At 44.1% G+C, this 16,441-nt stretch carries 17 protein-coding genes; 14 read left to right on the top strand and 3 right to left on the bottom strand.

What is annotated here, in order from left to right; genetic code table 11:
• Window positions 1-75 precede the first annotated feature (75 nt).
• Window positions 76-783, bottom strand: a complete 708-nt coding sequence (locus tag ACVC7T_RS07095) for a GntR family transcriptional regulator (RefSeq protein ID WP_447262706.1) — start codon at window positions 781-783, stop codon at window positions 76-78.
• Between the two features lie 197 nt (window positions 784-980).
• Between ACVC7T_RS07095 and ACVC7T_RS07090 the strand changes: the two genes are divergently transcribed.
• The 3 genes from ACVC7T_RS07090 to ACVC7T_RS07080 all read left to right on the top strand — a co-directional run bounded on the left by ACVC7T_RS07090 (window position 981) and on the right by ACVC7T_RS07080 (window position 4,802).
• Complete coding sequence (locus ACVC7T_RS07090) at window positions 981-1,772, top strand: endonuclease/exonuclease/phosphatase family protein (protein ID WP_447262705.1); 792 nt, start codon at window positions 981-983, stop codon at window positions 1,770-1,772.
• Window positions 1,773-1,808: 36 nt separating this feature from the next.
• Window positions 1,809-3,977, top strand: a complete 2,169-nt coding sequence (locus ACVC7T_RS07085) for a PTS transporter subunit IIBC (protein ID WP_447262704.1) — start codon at window positions 1,809-1,811, stop codon at window positions 3,975-3,977.
• A 108-nt stretch (window positions 3,978-4,085) separates the two neighbouring features.
• Window positions 4,086-4,802 carry a YebC/PmpR family DNA-binding transcriptional regulator gene (locus ACVC7T_RS07080; protein ID WP_004195244.1) on the top strand — a complete coding sequence of 239 codons (717 nt, stop codon included), beginning with the start codon at window positions 4,086-4,088 and terminating at the stop codon, window positions 4,800-4,802.
• 507 nt (window positions 4,803-5,309) lie between these two features.
• Here the strand turns inward: ACVC7T_RS07080 and ACVC7T_RS07075 are convergent.
• On the bottom strand, window positions 5,310-5,849 hold the full coding sequence (locus ACVC7T_RS07075) for a Gx transporter family protein (RefSeq protein WP_394732713.1): 540 nt from the start codon (window positions 5,847-5,849) through the stop codon (window positions 5,310-5,312).
• A 190-nt stretch (window positions 5,850-6,039) separates the two neighbouring features.
• Here ACVC7T_RS07075 and ACVC7T_RS07070 point away from each other — a divergent pair, with 190 nt between their 5' ends.
• The 11 genes from ACVC7T_RS07070 to ACVC7T_RS07020 all read left to right on the top strand — a co-directional run bounded on the left by ACVC7T_RS07070 (window position 6,040) and on the right by ACVC7T_RS07020 (window position 15,495).
• Window positions 6,040-7,923, top strand: a complete 1,884-nt coding sequence (locus ACVC7T_RS07070) for an NAD(P)/FAD-dependent oxidoreductase (protein ID WP_447262703.1) — start codon at window positions 6,040-6,042, stop codon at window positions 7,921-7,923.
• Window positions 7,924-7,940: 17 nt separating this feature from the next.
• Window positions 7,941-8,930: a polyprenyl synthetase family protein gene (locus ACVC7T_RS07065; protein ID WP_447262702.1), complete on the top strand. Its 990-nt coding sequence runs from the start codon at window positions 7,941-7,943 to the stop codon at window positions 8,928-8,930.
• Between the two features lie 73 nt (window positions 8,931-9,003).
• Complete coding sequence (locus ACVC7T_RS07060; RefSeq protein ID WP_105111186.1) at window positions 9,004-9,507, top strand: FMN-binding protein; 504 nt, start codon at window positions 9,004-9,006, stop codon at window positions 9,505-9,507.
• Between the two features lie 68 nt (window positions 9,508-9,575).
• Window positions 9,576-10,619: an FAD:protein FMN transferase gene (locus tag ACVC7T_RS07055; protein ID WP_105160077.1), complete on the top strand. Its 1,044-nt coding sequence runs from the start codon at window positions 9,576-9,578 to the stop codon at window positions 10,617-10,619.
• Window positions 10,609-11,580, top strand: a complete 972-nt coding sequence (gene menA, locus ACVC7T_RS07050) for a 1,4-dihydroxy-2-naphthoate polyprenyltransferase (protein ID WP_269089459.1) — start codon at window positions 10,609-10,611, stop codon at window positions 11,578-11,580. Before ACVC7T_RS07055 ends, menA begins: the two co-directional genes overlap by 11 nt.
• Window positions 11,581-11,658: 78 nt before the next feature.
• On the top strand, window positions 11,659-12,420 hold the full coding sequence (locus ACVC7T_RS07045; protein WP_105160107.1) for a hypothetical protein: 762 nt from the start codon (window positions 11,659-11,661) through the stop codon (window positions 12,418-12,420).
• Window positions 12,410-12,679: a PspC domain-containing protein gene (locus ACVC7T_RS07040; protein ID WP_105111189.1), complete on the top strand. Its 270-nt coding sequence runs from the start codon at window positions 12,410-12,412 to the stop codon at window positions 12,677-12,679. The genes ACVC7T_RS07045 and ACVC7T_RS07040 overlap by 11 nt, the downstream gene beginning before the upstream one ends.
• 234 nt (window positions 12,680-12,913) lie before the next feature.
• Entirely contained in the window at window positions 12,914-13,846 is a 933-nt protein-coding gene (hprK, locus tag ACVC7T_RS07035) for an HPr(Ser) kinase/phosphatase (RefSeq protein WP_105111190.1), read from the top strand.
• 1 nt (window position 13,847) lies between these two features.
• Entirely contained in the window at window positions 13,848-14,624 is a 777-nt protein-coding gene (lgt, locus tag ACVC7T_RS07030) for a prolipoprotein diacylglyceryl transferase (RefSeq protein ID WP_105111191.1), read from the top strand.
• A gap of 12 nt (window positions 14,625-14,636) precedes the next feature.
• The gene (locus tag ACVC7T_RS07025; protein WP_105111192.1) at window positions 14,637-15,050 is read left to right on the top strand and encodes a DUF948 domain-containing protein; all 414 of its coding nucleotides are present in this window, start codon (window positions 14,637-14,639) and stop codon (window positions 15,048-15,050) included.
• A complete protein-coding gene (locus ACVC7T_RS07020; RefSeq protein ID WP_105111193.1) occupies window positions 15,034-15,495 on the top strand; it encodes a YtxH domain-containing protein in 462 nt (153 codons plus the stop codon). The genes ACVC7T_RS07025 and ACVC7T_RS07020 overlap by 17 nt, the downstream gene beginning before the upstream one ends.
• Window positions 15,496-15,601: 106 nt before the next feature.
• On the opposite strand, the gene ACVC7T_RS07015 is transcribed toward ACVC7T_RS07020, so the two are convergent.
• A complete protein-coding gene (locus ACVC7T_RS07015; RefSeq protein WP_105111194.1) occupies window positions 15,602-16,312 on the bottom strand; it encodes a GntR family transcriptional regulator in 711 nt (236 codons plus the stop codon).
• Between the last annotated feature and the right edge of the window lie 129 nt (window positions 16,313-16,441).

Genomic DNA, 16,441 nt, shown 5'->3' with positions numbered 1-16,441 from the left:
TTTGTCTTTTTTAGCGCTCACGACACAAGAAAACCCAGTGCCTATACACTGGGTTGAATAGAGAGAATGGGTTGATCACCGTTTGGCCATTGAAACAAAGGTAACCTTGTCTGGTCGGTAGGTAATGGTGCCGTACTGGAAGGGACGGCCGTCTGCTAAATAGGTGGTACTGGTAACAGAGATCACCATGTCGTAGCCTGCCAGGTCTAGCAGGCTTTTTTCTTCTTCTGTCGCAAAGCGGAAGGAAATTTCCCGACGGGAATGGGAGATTTCTAAGCCCAGGTCCGATTCTAGATACTGATAAATGGAGCTTTCAGCGATTTCCTTGCTGAGATAGGGGACAATTCTGCGGTCAAAGTAGGAAATCTCATACTCTAATCGCTCACCGTCGATAGTCCGAACGCGGCTGACACGGTAGAGATCCGTTTTTTCATCCACTTCCAATTCCTTCATGACCTCTGGCTGACCTTGGACAATATAGAGGTTGGTCAATTCAGTCTGGACTTGATGATGGGCAGAGCGGTTGAGTTCACTGACGGTCTTCAATTCGGACACAAATGGTTTTCTAACGAGGTTATGGTCCAAAATAATCGAGTTTCGTCCCTGACGTTTTTGGATATAGCCGTCCATTTCCAATAGAGATAGGGCCTTGCGGATAGTGTCCTTGGAATAGGAATAAATCTCCATCAGCTCATTCTCTGTAGGCATCTCTTGATTGGCCTGCCAGAGATTTTGTTCAATTTTTTCCTTGATGTCAGCATAGACTTTCTTGTATTTACTCATTGGGGGGTAACTTCCTAGCTTGCTATTTATCGCTAGTATATCATAAAAAATGCCAAAGGTCAGTATTCTAAGTCCAGATAAACTTTTACGTAAAACATCTTAAATTATTCCGTAAAAGTGTTGACAAGTGAAAACGTTTACGTTATAATAAGGCTACAAATTGAAAAGGTTTTACGAAGTAAATAGAAAGGAGAGATATGAAATTACTAACAGTCAATGTTCATGCCTGGCTAGAAGATGACCAGCATGAAAAATTGGATATTTTAGCTCAGACCATTGCCCAAAAGCAATATGATGTAATTGCTCTTCAGGAAGTCAATCAGCTGATGACAAGTCCTCTGGTGACCAAGGACTTACGGCAAGACAATTATGGTCTGGTCCTGCTTGAGAAACTGAGAGAGCTTGGAGTGACAGACTATTCCTATTTCTGGTCCAATTCCCATATTGGTTACGATAGATATGATGAAGGAATTGCCTTCTTGACTAAACTACCTGTCTATGAAGTAGATGCCTTCTACTGTAGTCAGAACCAAGACCTGACATCAATCTTATCTAGAAAAATCATCGGTTTGACAGTCTTGCACGAGAAGGAATGGATTGACATTTATTCTTGTCATATCAATCTTCCTGACAGTAAAGAAGAAAATCAGTTGGAGAATATTCGCTCGATTGTGAAACGGACAAGTTCGGGACGTTTGAAAATTCTAATGGGAGATTTCAATACGGATGCCCTGTCAAATCCACAAGCCTATCAAGCTATCAAGGACTTAGGTTTATATGATAGTTATGATTTGGCCGAGGAAAAGGATAGGGGGATTACAGTTGAAAAAGCCATTGATGGATGGGCAGGTCATAGTCAGGAAAAACGTCTGGACTATGTGTTCTTAAATCAGAAAAGACAGGTTCAATCCAGTCGTGTGATTTTCAATGGGGATAATCTTCCCATTATTTCAGACCACTTTGGTGTGGAAGTTAACATAGGTATCTAAAGGTCAACAGACCAAGAAAAAATTTAGGAGAAACACATGAAAAAATTTCTTAGTTTTGAATTTTGGCAAAAATTCGGTAAATGTTTGATGGTCGTGATTGCCGTTATGCCGGCGGCAGGTCTCATGGTTTCTATCGGAAACTCGATTCCACTAATCAGTCCTGAATCTGAATTGCTCATTCGTATTGGGAATATCATCGCCCAAATCGGTTGGGGGATTATCGGAAACCTCCACTTGCTCTTTGCCTTGGCAATCGGTGGAAGCTGGGCTAAAGAGAAAGCTGGTGGTGCCTTCTCGGCTGGTCTTGCCTTCATTCTCATTAACTTGATAACAGGTCACTTCTTTGGTGTAACGACTGATATGTTGGCTGATGCGACTGCGACTGTTAGCACTGTATTTGGAACTCAAATTCCAGTATCTGGCTACTTTGTCAATATCCTTGGTCAGCCTGCTTTGAACATGGGTGTCTTTGTAGGGATTATTGCTGGTTTTGTTGGTGCGACTGCTTACAACAAATACTATAACTATCGCAAGTTGCCAGATGTATTGACCTTCTTTAACGGCAAACGCTTTGTGCCGTTTGTTGTCATCTATCGTTCAGTTCTTGTAGCGCTAGGATTAGCTATCTTTTGGCCAGTTGTTCAAACAGGAATCAATAGCTTTGGTAAGTGGATTGCAAGCTCACAGGATACAGCACCAATTCTTGCACCTTTTGTTTATGGTACCTTGGAACGTTTGCTTCTTCCATTTGGTTTGCACCACATGTTGACCATTCCAATGAACTATACGTCACTTGGTGGTACCTATGACATCTTGACAGGTGCACAAGCAGGTACACAAGTATTTGGTCAAGATCCGCTCTGGTTGGCTTGGATTACAGACTTGATTAACCTCAAGGATGCTGGTGATTTGACTCAGTACAATGACCTTCTTGCCAATGTAACCCCTGCTCGCTTTAAAGTAGGTCAAATGATTGGTTCCTCAGGTATTCTCATGGGCTTGACCCTTGCTATGTACCGTAATGTTGATGAGGATAAGAAGAAAAAATATCGTGGTATGTTCCTTTCATCTGCTGCAGCCGTCTTTTTGACAGGTGTAACAGAACCAATTGAGTTTATGTTCATGTTTGCAGCAATGCCACTCTATGTCGTTTATGCTTTTGTACAAGGTGCTGCTTTTGCTATGGCGGATATTGTCAATTTACGTATGCACTCATTTGGTAATATCGAATTCCTTACACGTACACCGATGGCGATTAAAGCTGGTATCGGTATGGATGCTTTCAACTTTATCTGGGTAACAGCCCTCTTTGCAGTTGCAATGTACTTCATTGCCAACTTCATGATTCAAAAATTCAACCTAGCAACAGCTGGACGCAATGGTAACTATGATACAGAAACAACAGATGTGGTTTCAAATTCAAACGTAGATACTGCGGATGCTAGTTCACAAGTGGTACAAATCATCAACTTGCTTGGTGGTCGTGATAATATCGCAGATGTGGATGCTTGCATGACTCGTCTTCGCGTAAGTGTCAAAGATGTGGCACAGGTTGGAGATGAAAATGCTTGGAAACAGGCGGGTGCTATGGGCTTGATTATCAAAGACTCAGGTGTTCAAGCAGTCTACGGACCAAAAGCAGATGTTCTCAAATCAGACATTCAAGACTTACTAGAATCTGGCGTAGCCATCCCTCGTACGGAAATTGTTGCGACTGAAACAGTAGTTGAGGAAGCACAATTCAAGGGTGTGACCGAGGCAGTTTATGCTGTTGCTGAAGGTCAAGCCATCGCCATCACAGAAGTGAAAGATCCGGTCTTCTCACAAAAAATGATGGGCGACGGTTATGCAGTTGAGCCTAGCTCCGGAAATGTCTATGCACCAGTTTCAGGTATTGTAACTAGTGTCTTCCCAACAAAACACGCTGTCGGTATTTTGTCTGACAAGGGGGTAGAAGTCTTGGTGCACGTCGGTCTAGATACGGTTGCACTAAACGGTGCTCCATTCTCAACTAAGGTAACAGATGGTCAACGTGTTGAAGCTGGTGACTTACTCCTTGTGGCAGATTTGGATGCTATCCGTTCAGCAGGACGTGAAACAACCATCGTTGTTGCCTTCACAAACACAGCAGAAATCAAATCTGTCAGCCTTGAAAATCTTGGACAAGTAAGCAAAGATAGTCAAGTTGCGACAGTTGAGTTGTAAGATAAAAAGACAAGTTCATGCGAGCTTGTCTTTTGCTTTTAAAAATCTTCTCAATCCTTGCCATTTATGGTATAATAAAGCGATTTTATAAAATGTAGGAGGTTCCCCATGGGACGTAAATGGGCCAATATTGTAGCTAAGAAAACCGCAAAAGATGGTGCTAACTCAAAAGTTTACGCAAAATTTGGTGTTGAAATCTATGTAGCAGCGAAAAAGGGTGACCCAGATCCAGAAACAAACTCAGCGCTGAAATTTGTTATCGACCGTGCTAAGCAAGCGCAGGTTCCAAAACACATCATAGACAAGGCCATTGACAAGGCAAAAGGAAACACAGACGAAACCTTCGTGGAAGGGCGTTACGAAGGGTTTGGGCCAAACGGTTCTATGATTATCGTTGATACCTTGACATCAAACGTAAACCGTACCGCAGCCAATGTTCGCTCTGCCTTTGGTAAAAACGGCGGTAACATGGGTGCGTCTGGTTCTGTATCCTTCATGTTTGATAAAAAAGGTGTGGTTGTCTTTGCAGGTGATGACGCAGATGCCATCTTCGAATTGCTCCTTGAAGCAGATGTCGAAGTCGATGACGTAGAAGCAGAAGACGGCACAATCACTGTTTATACAGCACCAACTGATTTGCACAAGGCAATCGTGGCACTGAAAGAATCAGGAATCCAAGAGTTTAATGTTACTGAACTGGAAATGATCCCACAATCAGAAGTATCACTTGACGGCGATGACCTCGCAACATTTGAAAAACTCTACGACGCCCTCGAAGACGACGAAGATGTACAAAAAATCTACACGAATGTAGATGGGTTCTAATAAAATTGGCAGTCCAGTGGACTGCCAATTTTATTAGAAGGCTGGAGATTGGAACTGCCGGCAGGCAGTTTTCTTTATACTCAAAAGTCCGGGGGACAGTTATTTTTATTAAAAGGTTGGAGATTGGAACTGCCGGCAGGCAGTTTTCTTTATGCTCAAAAGTCCGGGGGACAGTCATTTTTATTAAAAGGTTGGAAATGAGAACCAGCGGCAGCTGGTTTTCTTTATTTTCAGCTGTCCATAAGGACAATTACTGGCTTAAAAGGTTGGAAATTAGGATTGCTGGAAGGCATCCTTTCTTTATCATTTCATGGTCTGTGGGACATATAAAATGACTAGAAAGTTGGAGATGAGAACCGCTGGTAGGCAGTTTTCTTTATACTCACAAGTCCGGGTGACAGTCATTTTTGTCAAAAGATTAGAAATTGGAACTGTCTAGAGGCAGTTCTTTTTCTGCCCTTGTTTTTTTCAAAAAGAAAATCCCGCCTTCTTAGAAATAAGGCATGCCTATTTCCATTGGGCCAGGATTTGTTTGTGGTGATGGTGGAGCGGTCCGACCTTTTCTAGTAGGTAGGTCGCAGCAAGGCCGACCAGTAGACCAGACAGGATGCCGGTGATTGATAAAATTGGCAGGTAGTTTAAAACGTAGAAGGAACGAGCGATGCTGGCAAAGACAAGCAGTTGTCCCAGATTGTGGAGCATGCCCCCCAGTATGGAGATGCCGATAGGGCTGACCCGTTTAGGTCCCAGTTGCTTTGAGGCGAGCATACCAAGATAGCTTAGGGTGACTCCAGCAAAACTGTAGAGAAAGGTAGAAAAAGTGCCGCCTAGAAAGGTAGCAATCAGCAGACGAAGGCCCACAACCTTTAAGCTGTCTTTGGTAGGAAGGGTGAAAATGGCAATCAGGCTAATGAGATTTCCCAGCCCTAGCTTGGCACCCGGCGCAAAGGCAAAAGGAGGTGTGATCAAGCGCTCAATGAGCGAAATGACCACAGCCTGAGCTGCCAGCATGGTGATAAAATTTAAGGTTTGTTGTTTCCGGTTCACCAGTTCTCGCCTCCTTTCAACCGATTGACTCGTGTCTATTCTTATCATTCTATCTTACTTTTTTTTTCTCAATCTGGCAAGCTTCCTCATAGATATTACTAGTTATTGAAATAGGGGCTTGAATTTTCTTCTATAAAAATATATAATAATCTCATGTAAATCGTTTCTATTTTCACAAGGAGGACACACTGTGACGAAAAATATTGTGATTGTTGGTGCTGGTTATGCAGGGATTGCAGCAGCACGTTTGCTCGGAAAGACATTTAAAAAGGACTCGGATGTAACCGTTACCCTGATTGATAAGAATTCCTTCCATACCTATATGACAGAGCTCCATGAGGTGGCTGCTGGTCGTGTAGAACCTAATGCGATTAAGTATGATTTACAACGCATTTTTGCCAAGTATCCTAAGGTTGACTTGGTAACTGATAAGGTTTTGGAAATCGACTATGATAAGAAACAGGTCATTGCTGAGCACCAGACCTTGGACTTTGACTATCTCTTGCTGGCTATGGGGGGCGAGGCCAATGACTTCGGTGTTAAAGGTGTTAAAGAGCATGGATTCACCCTCTGGTCAATTGAAGCGGCAGAGCGCTTGCACGATCACATGGTGGATGCCTGCTACCGTGCCATGCGTGAGCATGATGAGGCAAAACGTCGCGCCCTCTTGACCTTTACTGTTATCGGTGCAGGTTTCACTGGTATTGAAATGATTGGTGAGCTTATTGACTGGGTACCGATCCTGGCACGTGAGTTCAAGCTTGATCCAAAAGAATTCTCGCTCAAGGTTGTTGAGGCAATGCCAAATATCTTGGCCATGGTGACTGAGAAAGAACAAGTTAAGGCTAAGAAATACCTTGAGAAAAAAGGTGTTGAATTGGTTCTCGGTGACGGTGTTGCTAGCGTACAAGAAGACAGCCTGACCCTGTCATCAGGTCGCCAAATTCCGACCTACACCTCTATCTGGACAGCCGGTGTTCAAGCCAACACAGACACTGCAGAGTTCGGAATTGAACGTGCGCGTGCAGGACGTCTGGTTGCAAACGAGTACATGGAAGCAAAAGGCCGTGAGAACGTCTATGTTGCCGGTGACTTGGTTTACTTTGAAGAAAGCGAAGGCAAGCCAACACCGCAAATCGTACAGGCTGCTGAGCAGACAGGTCACACAGCTGCAAGCAATATCGTTGCAGCCATTAAGGGTGGCGAAAAACATGCCTACAAAGGTAAATACGACGGCTTCATGGTATCTATCGGTGCCCGTTATGGCGTAGCCTTCTTGATGGACAAGTACCACATGTCAGGTTTCCTGGCTATGGCTGTCAAACACATGGTCAACTTGCTCTACTTCTTTACCATCCGTAGCTTCTTCTACATGGGTGCCTATGTTCGTCATGAATTCTTTGATATTCAGAACAAGCGTAATATCTTCGGTGGCCATACTTCTGGTAAGGGCAATCTCCTTTGGTCTCTACCAATGCGCCTGCTCTACGGTTCAGTTTGGCTTTATGAGGGTGTGAAAAAGGCCTTTGGTCTTTTCGGTACGACTTCATGGTTCGGTGACCAAGTTGTCTTCCCATTCCCATGGTTGGCAGATCCTGTTTCTGGGGCATCGGCTGCAGAAGCTGTATCTGGAGCGTCTGAAGCAGTTGCAGAAATGGCAGATCCAATCTTTGGTCTCAGCTATGCTTATGGTGAAACGCCGATGACGGTCTTGGAATCAATGCCAGATTGGTTTGCGTCAATTATGGAATTTATGATGCCTAACCAAGAAGTTGCTCTCTTCATGCAGAAATTCATGACCATCACCGAAATCGGTATCGGTTTGGCTTTGATTGGTGGTGCCTTTGTATGGTTGGTATCTGCCATCACAGTTATGTTCGTTATCATGTTTAGCTTGTCTGGTATGTTCTACTGGGTTAACATCTGGTTCATCCCGGCGGCAATCTCGCTCATGAATGGTGCCGGTCGTGCCTTTGGTTTGGACTACTGGATTATGCCATGGTTGGGTCGCTTCCTTGATAAGCTCGTCTATGGTAGACCCAAGCATATTTATCGTAAGAATGACAAAAAATAAAGGACAAATAAGAACTAGTGGTACATGAAATTTGGAAGGCCTATCCTGAGGTTGAAGCTGGATTAGAGCAGGTCAAGGCTATCATCAAATCTGAGATGGTAGTCTTGCACCCTGATGTAAAAGAGAAAATTGATCAGTACATCGATGCTCCTGGTAAATACCTCAGGGCAGGTCTTTGCCTTTTTTTAGCCAGGGAGACAGAAGGCCAGATAGTTCCTGCCAAGCTCTATTTTGCTGCTCATCTGGAGGTTCTGCATTTGGCGACCCTCATTCATGATGATGTGATTGACCAGGCTGACTACCGTAGAGGTATCCAGGCTGCCCACATTCAATTTTCCAATCGTATTGCTATTTATGCAGGAGATTATCTCTTGGCCTATGCAGGTCGTCTCTTGGCCCAGGGGCTCCGGCAATTGGACCTTGAAGAAAAAGACGTTCACCTGGCTCACCATAAAATCGTCGAATGGATTTTGAGGGGTGAGCTGGAGCAACTCCTGAATGCCTATAATGTGAACATGACACCAAGGGCTTATTTAAAGCAAATTCAAGGGAAAACGGCTAGTTTATTCGGATATGCCTATCAATTGGGCCTCTTCTATCCTGGACAGTCCTTGCGTCATGCACGCCAGGCCTATCGAGCAGGCCGTGATTTGGGAATGGCCTTTCAAATTCGTGATGATTTGATAGACTACAAACTAGATTTGTCAGAGTCTGGCAAGCCAGGTTTGCAGGATGTCCAAAATGGTATTTATACCCTTCCCCTGTTGCTAGCTTTACAAGACAATGAAGGCCTGGCTGCTGATTTCGAGGAGTTGGTCAATGAATCTAGTCCTGAAAAGTTGACAGACTTACACCAAAAAATTCTAGCTACGTCTGCTCTTGAGCGGACGGAGATAATCCTAAACCAGTATCTGGACAGGTCCTCTAGGCATTTGAGAAAGCTTTCTCCACAGGCTGCAGACTCGGCAAACGCTTTTTTGGGTGATTTCTTTCACAAATATTTCTAAAAACACTAGACATTTTTGGAAAAAAGTTATATCATAATATAAGAAAAACAAATAATTCCAAAGGAGTATTTATATGAAATCAACAAAATGGATGTTGAAAAGTGTCTTGGTTCTTGGTGCAGCCCTCACTTTGGTAGCATGTGGTGCTAAAGAAGAAGCAGCAACAACAGCTTCTTCTGCTGAAACTGCAGCTTCTGAAGCAACTGCAACAGCAACTTGGAAAGATGGTACTTACAAAGCTGAGTCTGATTTCGATGAGCGCGGTTGGAAGTTTGTACATGAAATTACTATCAAGGATGGTAAAATCACTGCTTCAACAGCTGACTATGAAAATGCTGACGGTGCTTTGAAGTCTGAAGACGAAGAGTACAACAAAAACATGGAAGCAAAATCAGGTATCTCATCTAAAGATGCAACTGACAAGCTTGACGAAGAACTTCTTGCAGCTCAAAGCGCAGATGTAGAAGTTGTATCTGGTGCGACTAATACTTCTGAAAACTTCAAGAAATCAGTTGAAGAGCTCTTGAAAGCTGCTGAAGAAGGAAATACTGAAACAGTAAAATTGACATTTGAATAATCTATTCAAAAACAAGAGGGAAACACGGTAGCCAGCCTACTGTGTTTTCTGTTTAGAGAGGATAATCTATGAAAAAAGCGCTAAGATGGCTCTGTTTGAGTCTTGTGCTGATTCTATTAGTCGCTTGTGGCAAGAAAGAAGAGGCCCTGCCTGTCATCAAAAGTCCCTTGACCCGTAGCGAAAGTCTGCTCCACACCGTGGTCCAGCTCAGTATCTACCATGAAGGTCAGGAAGAGGTCATGGATCGGGCTGTTGCCTATATCAAGGAAATGGAAGGTCTACTATCGACCAACCTTGAGGGATCAGATGTCTACCGTATCAATCAAGCGGCTGGGAAAGAGCCGGTTGTCGTTGATGAGAGGACCTTTGAGGTTCTGGAAACTGCTCTTGAGATGGGCAAGGAAAGCGACGGCCTCTTTGATGTATCTATTGGTGCCGTCAGCAATCTCTGGAAAATTGGAGATCCAGATGCCCGTAAGCCTTCGGACGAGGAAATCAAAGCAGCTCTGCCATTTATTGACTATAAAAAGATCCAGCTAGACAAGGAGAAAAAGACAGTCTTTATTGAGGAGGGGATGACCCTGGAGCTGGGGGCTATTTCCAAGGGCTATATCGCCGATAAAGTACGGGAACTCTTTGCCAGCAAAGCTATCACGACGGCTATCATCAATCTGGGTGGCAACGTAGTGGTTATGGGGGATTCCCCTTCTAGTCAAGATGGCTGGAATGTCGGCGTGCAAGACCCTGATGAAGTGCGTGGAGCTACCGTGGGCTCTGTCCCTGGCGCTCACGATTCTGTCGTGACGTCCGGTATCTATGAGCGCTATGTCGAGGTGGATGGGGTCAAATATCACCATATCCTTGATCCCAAGACCGGTTATCCTGTGGAAAATGACATCTCTGGTGTTACAGTCTTTTCGCAATCGTCTATGCAGGGTGATGCCCTATCGACAACCCTCTTCCTTTTAGGAGTGGAAAAGGGGTTTGATTTTATCAATCAACAGGAAGGTGTCGAGGCTGTTTTCATTGATAAAGACCAGGGAGTTCATGTCAGTGATGGTTTAAAAGATTCATTTGAACTAAGCAACGAGGAGTATCATCTTGTCAACTAATAGTAAAAAAGGGCTAACCTTGCCCGTATTCCTAGAATTTGTAGAGCTCAAAACCAAGGTTGCCAGTGTCTTTCCTATGACCATCGGCATTCTTTGGGCTTTCTACCGCTACCAGACCTTCAATTGGCTCAACACCCTGCTCTTTGTACTGGCTGTCCTTAGCTTTGACATGTGCACAACTGCTATTAACAACAGCATGGATTTTCACAAGGCCAAGGACGAGGTCTATCGTCAAGAGAGCAATGTTATCGGAAAGTTTGCCCTTGATTTCAAGCAGATGATTGGCATCGTCCTCGGTCTACTGGTCTTTTCAAGCCTGGTTTCCCTTATCTTAGTTTGGCAGACCAGCTGGTTGCTCTTGCCTATGGGGGCTGTTTGTTTTTTGATTGGGATTTTCTACACCTTCGGTCCCATTCCGCTTTCCCGCATGCCGCTGGGCGAGGTGTTTTCTGGAGTGACCATGGGGTTGGGGATTTTCTTCCTAGCTGTCTTTATCCAGGCGCCTGACAGTCTTCTGCTTGCTCGTTTGGATGGGCAATGGCTGAGCTTGCAAGTTGATTGGATTAAGGTTTTGGAAATTCTCTTCATGTCCTTGCCCTTGGTGACCTTGATTGCCAATATCATGCTGGCCAATAATACCTGCGACCTGGAAGAGGATATCCGTAACCACCGCTATACCTTGGTCTATTATATCGGAAAGAAACATGCGCTCCAACTTTATTTTACTCTTGCTAGTCTGCCCTGGTTGCTCTGGTTGATTTATTGCCTGACAGGATTTTTGCCAATCTGGGCCTTGCTCGGTCTACTTGGAATTATTCCTGCCTACAAGAGTTTGAAGAGATTCCTGAAAAAGCAGGTTAAGGGAGAAACCTTTATCGAAGCTGTGAAAAGCTTTGTCCTCTTTGCAGCTATCTATGTCTTGTTTTTAGTAGTAGCCATTATCTTTTGGAGCTGGAAATAGTAAATGATAGAATCAGTCTTCGGGCTGATTCTTTTCTGCTTTTATATGCTATACTAGAAGAGAATTGAGGTGGATGGAATGTCACGAACACAAGAAGAACGCTTGATAGAACTATATGAAAAGGGAGTGCTAACCAAGGCAGAAGCACGGGCTCTGTTTCTGGAATTAGACCAACAGCCGGAATTTCTCTTGGAGGATGAAAAAGCTAAATTGAGCTTTAGTCTGCCCAATCTCAAGGTGTTTTCTTCCAATAAGCGCAAGCAAGAATATAGCTTTGACGGAATCGAATCTCTTTTTCTCAATATCCTAGCAGGGCGTTTGACCGTGACCCAATCCAAGACGGACCAGGTGGGCCTTGAGATTATCTATCAAGAAAATGCACCTGAGGAAAAACTCCCCCAGCTCTATGTGGAGAAAAAGGGTCTCTATTTTTCTAGTAGTCTGCCCTGCAAACTGACTATTAGCTTGCCTCAGCGCTGGATGTCGGTCTTTGACCTGGACCTGGGTCAAGCAGATGCCCGCTTGGATTACCTGCCTTTTGAAGACATCTCCATCCGAAGTTCGAAGGATAAAAAACAACAGGATATCCGTTTGAACACATGTGGTGGTTATGCCCAACATCTCTATGTCCAGCTGGATCAAGCACCCTTGATATTGCAGGCTGGAAAGGGGCAAGGAATTCAAGGAAAAATTGAATCGGAGACTGGACAAATTCGAGTCAATCGCCGGAAAAAAATCAGTCCCTACCGATTTGAGAAATCAGGCGATGATGTGCTCTATATCCGTGCTCAGACTGGTCAAAGTGCCTTTTATGTGAAAGGAATAAAAGATGTCGATTGAATTATATAAATGCAAACAGGGAAAAGTCTTAGCTGGTGTACTGGCTGGCCTAGCCCACAAGCTGGGCTGGGAAGTCTGGCTGGTTCGTGGCTTATTCTTAGCCAGTCTATTGATCGGTAGAGCTTCCTTGCTAACCTTGGTCCTCTATATAGCAGGTGCCTATTTTCTTCCCTACAAGGAAGAGCAGGATGCTGAGCGTTATGGAATGGGCCCACGAAAAATCAAGGATGCTGAAAAAATTCGGAAAAACTGGTTTTAAGAACAGAGTTTGGGAGCTTTCTTCCAAACTTTTTCTTATTTGTTACCAATTAGTGTTGCTTATGGTATAATATACTGAGAACCGTATTCACAGCTCGGTACCTGAGATAAGGCTTGTTTTTCTCGAAATACAGTCGGTATTGTAGCAAAAACGGCTTTGATGTGAGAAAACGATTTCTTATTTAAAGGTACCGTACTTGTGGATACAATTTCAGAAGCGAAAGAGAGGGAATGCATGACAGTATATGTAAAAGATTTGGTAGATAATCTGCGGATTGAGCCTGCGTATAGTACAGAAGAGTTGTTGCGCAAGGAAATTACAACAGCTGATATTACGCGTCCAGGCTTGGAGATGACGGGCTATTTTGACTATTACGCTCCAGAGCGGATTCAGCTCATGGGGATGAAAGAGTGGTCTTATATGATGGCCATGACAGCCCATAACCGCTATCAGGTCCTATCGCAGATGTTTCAGCCGGAAACGCCGGTGATTATCGTAGCCCGTGATTTGGAAATTCCTGAGGAGATGTACAAGGCGGCCAAGGAAAAGAAAATTGCGATCTGCCGTAGCAAGACAGCGACCAGTCGTTTGTCTGGGGAATTATCTTCTTTCCTAGATAGTCGTTTGGCCCAACGGACCAGTGTTCACGGAGTTCTCATGGATATTTATGGCATGGGTGTTCTCATCCAGGGAGATTCTGGTATCGGTAAGAGTGAAACTGGTTTGGAATTGGTTAAGCGTGGTCATCGCCTGGTAGCGGATGACCGTGTGGATATTTTTGCTAAGGATGATGTGACTCTGTGGGGTGAGCCAGCAGAAATTCTGCGCCACCTATTGGAAATCCGTGGGGTCGGTATCATTGATATTATGAGTCTCTATGGTGCGAGTGCCGTTAAGGATTCATCAGAGGTTCAGTTGGCGGTTTATCTGGAAAATTATGAAACAGGCAAGGTCTTTGACCGTCTGGGCAATTCAGGCGACACCATCGAGATTGCAGGTGTTGAAATTCCGCAAATCCGTATCCCTGTCAAAACTGGTCGAAACATCTCTGTCGTGATTGAAGCAGCTGCTATGAACTACCGTGCCAAGCAGATGGGCTTTGATGCGACCAAGATGTTTGAAGAACGCTTGACCAACTTGATCGAAACAAACAAGGAAGAGGTCTAGTATGGGGCCAATTGCTATTCAATTAGGGCCTCTGGAGATCCGCTGGTATGCAATCTGTATTTTGACAGGCTTGATTCTAGGTGTGTATTTGGCATCGAAAGAGGCACCTAGAAAGAAAATTTCTTCAGATGATATCCTGGATTTTATCCTCTGGGCTTTTCCTATTTCAATCATCGGGGCTCGCATTTACTATGTCGTCTTTTCCTGGGACCAGTATAAGGACAACTTGCTGGATGTCATTGCCATTTGGAATGGTGGGATTGCTATCTATGGTGGTCTGATAACTGGTGCCTTGGTCCTCTATTTCTTTACCAGATACCGGTTTATCGAGACCCTGGACTTCCTGGATGTGGTAGCACCATCGGTTATGCTGGCACAGGCTATTGGCCGCTGGGGCAATTTCTTTAACCAGGAGGCCTATGGTGCAGAGGTAGCCAACTTGGACTACCTACCAAGCTTTATCCGAGACCAGATGTTTATCGATGGTGCCTATCGCCAGCCGACCTTCCTCTTTGAATCTGTCTGGAATATCCTTGGTTTTGCTCTCATCTGTGTCTTGCGCAGAAGACCGAAATTCCTCAAGCAGGGAGAAATCACCGCCTTTTACCTGATCTGGTATGGCTGCGGTCGTCTCTTGATTGAAGGCATGCGGACAGATAGTCTCATGTTCTTGGGCATTCGAGTGTCCCAATGGCTGTCGGGACTACTTATCCTAGTCGGTATCAGCATGGTCCTGGTGCGGAGAAGAAAATCCACAGTTCCCTATTATCAATCCTAAAAAGGAGAATATATGTTAATCGAAATTTCAGTATTGATCATTGCCTTGTCCATTGCGGCAGTGGCTATCTACCTGGTCCTGCTCTTGCAAAAAGTCGGCAAGGTGACAGATGAGGCCCAGCAAACCATTAAGGTCTTGACCAGTGATGTCAATGTGACCCTCTTTCAGGCCAATGAAATCCTAGCCAAGACCAATGTCCTGGTCGACGATGTCAATGGCAAGGTGTCAACTCTCGACCCGCTCTTTGTGGCAGTGGCAGACTTGTCGACTTCAGTGTCCGACCTCAATGCCTCGGCGCGTGATTTGACAGTCAAGGCCAAGTCAGCGGGCAAATCAACGGCTAAAGCAGGCGGAGCCCTCTCTGCCCTTACAACAGTATCATCTCTCTTAGGAAAGAAAGGAGCAAAAAATGGTAAAAAAATCTAGTATCGTCACAAGCCTCTTGCTGGGTGCAGCAGGTGGAGCGGCAGCAGCAGCTTTTCTGGCCACCAAAACAGGGAAGGCAGTAAAGGATAAGGTGATTTCTTTTGCTAATGACTACAAGGAAAACCATGAAGAAATCAATGCCGACCTAGTCTCTAAGGCTCAGGATTTGGGCAAGCAAGCCACGGATAAATTTACAGAGGTCAAGTCTCAACTGGAAACAGGTGAATTGACGGTCGAGGACCTGGTGCAGACAGGCAAAGAGAAGTCTAAGGATTTGTTTGAATCAATCAAGTCTAAGACAGTCCATGCGCCAACAGTTGATGAAGAAGATGTCGAAGATGCAGTGATTGTGTCTGAAGATATTGAAATGGACATTGCGGACGTCGTAATAGAATCAGTTGTCGAAGCAGTTGAAGAAGACCAGACTTCGGAAACAGAACTCTAATCATAACATGAAAAATTGGGTAGAGCAGTCTATCCAATTTTTTTGTATAGGTTGAAGCATCAGAGTAGACAAAAACACCATGGTTTTCCATGGTGTTTGCCGATTTTTAGCGCTTGTTGGCAGAAATTTCGATCTTATAGTATTTCCAGTGTTTATAAGTCTCTACATATTCAATCACTTCATTGCTGCCACTCTTATGTGTAGTGCGGATTTGAAGAATGCTTGGTTCTTTTGCCTGAAGCTTCAACTGTTCCTTGACATCCTTAGGTGAAGGGAAAACAATTTCATTGGTTTCCACATAAGGTTCCTCAGACATGTGGATATTGAAGTCTAGCTTAAATCGTTGATAGAGCGATTGGAAATGCGAGAGATCTGCTTGAGGCTGTTGAATATATCGAGCAGGGATGTAAGACTGGTGGTAAATATAAGGTTGACCATCTGTTGTACGCACGCGAGAAATCTTGTAATAGAAGTCATTGCTATCCAATTGAAGCTTTTCAAGAATATGAGCTTCATTTCCTTTTTCACAACCCAGCACTGTGACAGTGTCGTTGCCGATAGGGAAAATCTCGATATCAGAAAACTCAACAAGCTTTCCTTTGCGAGAACGAGAAACGAAGGTTCCTTTACCCTGTTGGCGAACGAGGTAGCCGTCCTTAACCAATTCATTGACTGCACGGATAACAGTGATAGAACTTACGTTAAATAGCTTGGTTAACTCAGCTTCGGTGTAAAACTTATCGCCATTCTCAAATTTTCCTGAAATAATTTGCTGACGAAGATCGTTTTGAACTAATTGATACTTAGGTACTTTCATAGTAGGTTTCCTTTCTTTTTCCTAATACTTCCCTTTAACTTTCATTATACTAAATATCTTTAAAATTGAAAACTGGAAATGCTCAAAAATGCACAAATTTCTTTCAAAAATAGGCTTTGAAAAAAATTT

The sequence above is a fragment of the Streptococcus sp. P25B114 genome, assembly GCF_053010325.1.
The sequence above is the reverse complement of the archived record's forward strand: the minus strand, read 5'-3'. Positions and strand labels throughout refer to the sequence as shown.

Excerpts from the sequence above, each read along its gene's own strand:
- ACVC7T_RS07095 (WP_447262706.1), bottom strand. The coding sequence starts at position 783 with ATGAGTAAATACAAGAAAGTCTATGCTGACATCAAGGAAAAAATTGAA.
- lgt (WP_105111191.1), top strand. The coding sequence starts at position 13,848 with ATGGGGCCAATTGCTATTCAATTAGGGCCTCTGGAGATCCGCTGGTAT.
- ACVC7T_RS07025 (WP_105111192.1), top strand. The coding sequence starts at position 14,637 with ATGTTAATCGAAATTTCAGTATTGATCATTGCCTTGTCCATTGCGGCA.
- hprK (WP_105111190.1), top strand. The coding sequence starts at position 12,914 with ATGACAGTATATGTAAAAGATTTGGTAGATAATCTGCGGATTGAGCCT.
- ACVC7T_RS07060 (WP_105111186.1), top strand. The coding sequence starts at position 9,004 with ATGAAATCAACAAAATGGATGTTGAAAAGTGTCTTGGTTCTTGGTGCA.
- ACVC7T_RS07020 (WP_105111193.1), top strand. The coding sequence starts at position 15,034 with ATGGTAAAAAAATCTAGTATCGTCACAAGCCTCTTGCTGGGTGCAGCA.
- ACVC7T_RS07085 (WP_447262704.1), top strand. The coding sequence starts at position 1,809 with ATGAAAAAATTTCTTAGTTTTGAATTTTGGCAAAAATTCGGTAAATGT.
- ACVC7T_RS07055 (WP_105160077.1), top strand. The coding sequence starts at position 9,576 with ATGAAAAAAGCGCTAAGATGGCTCTGTTTGAGTCTTGTGCTGATTCTA.
- ACVC7T_RS07090 (WP_447262705.1), top strand. The coding sequence starts at position 981 with ATGAAATTACTAACAGTCAATGTTCATGCCTGGCTAGAAGATGACCAG.
- ACVC7T_RS07040 (WP_105111189.1), top strand. The coding sequence starts at position 12,410 with ATGTCGATTGAATTATATAAATGCAAACAGGGAAAAGTCTTAGCTGGT.
- ACVC7T_RS07045 (WP_105160107.1), top strand. The coding sequence starts at position 11,659 with ATGTCACGAACACAAGAAGAACGCTTGATAGAACTATATGAAAAGGGA.
- ACVC7T_RS07080 (WP_004195244.1), top strand. The coding sequence starts at position 4,086 with ATGGGACGTAAATGGGCCAATATTGTAGCTAAGAAAACCGCAAAAGAT.
- ACVC7T_RS07015 (WP_105111194.1), bottom strand. The coding sequence starts at position 16,312 with ATGAAAGTACCTAAGTATCAATTAGTTCAAAACGATCTTCGTCAGCAA.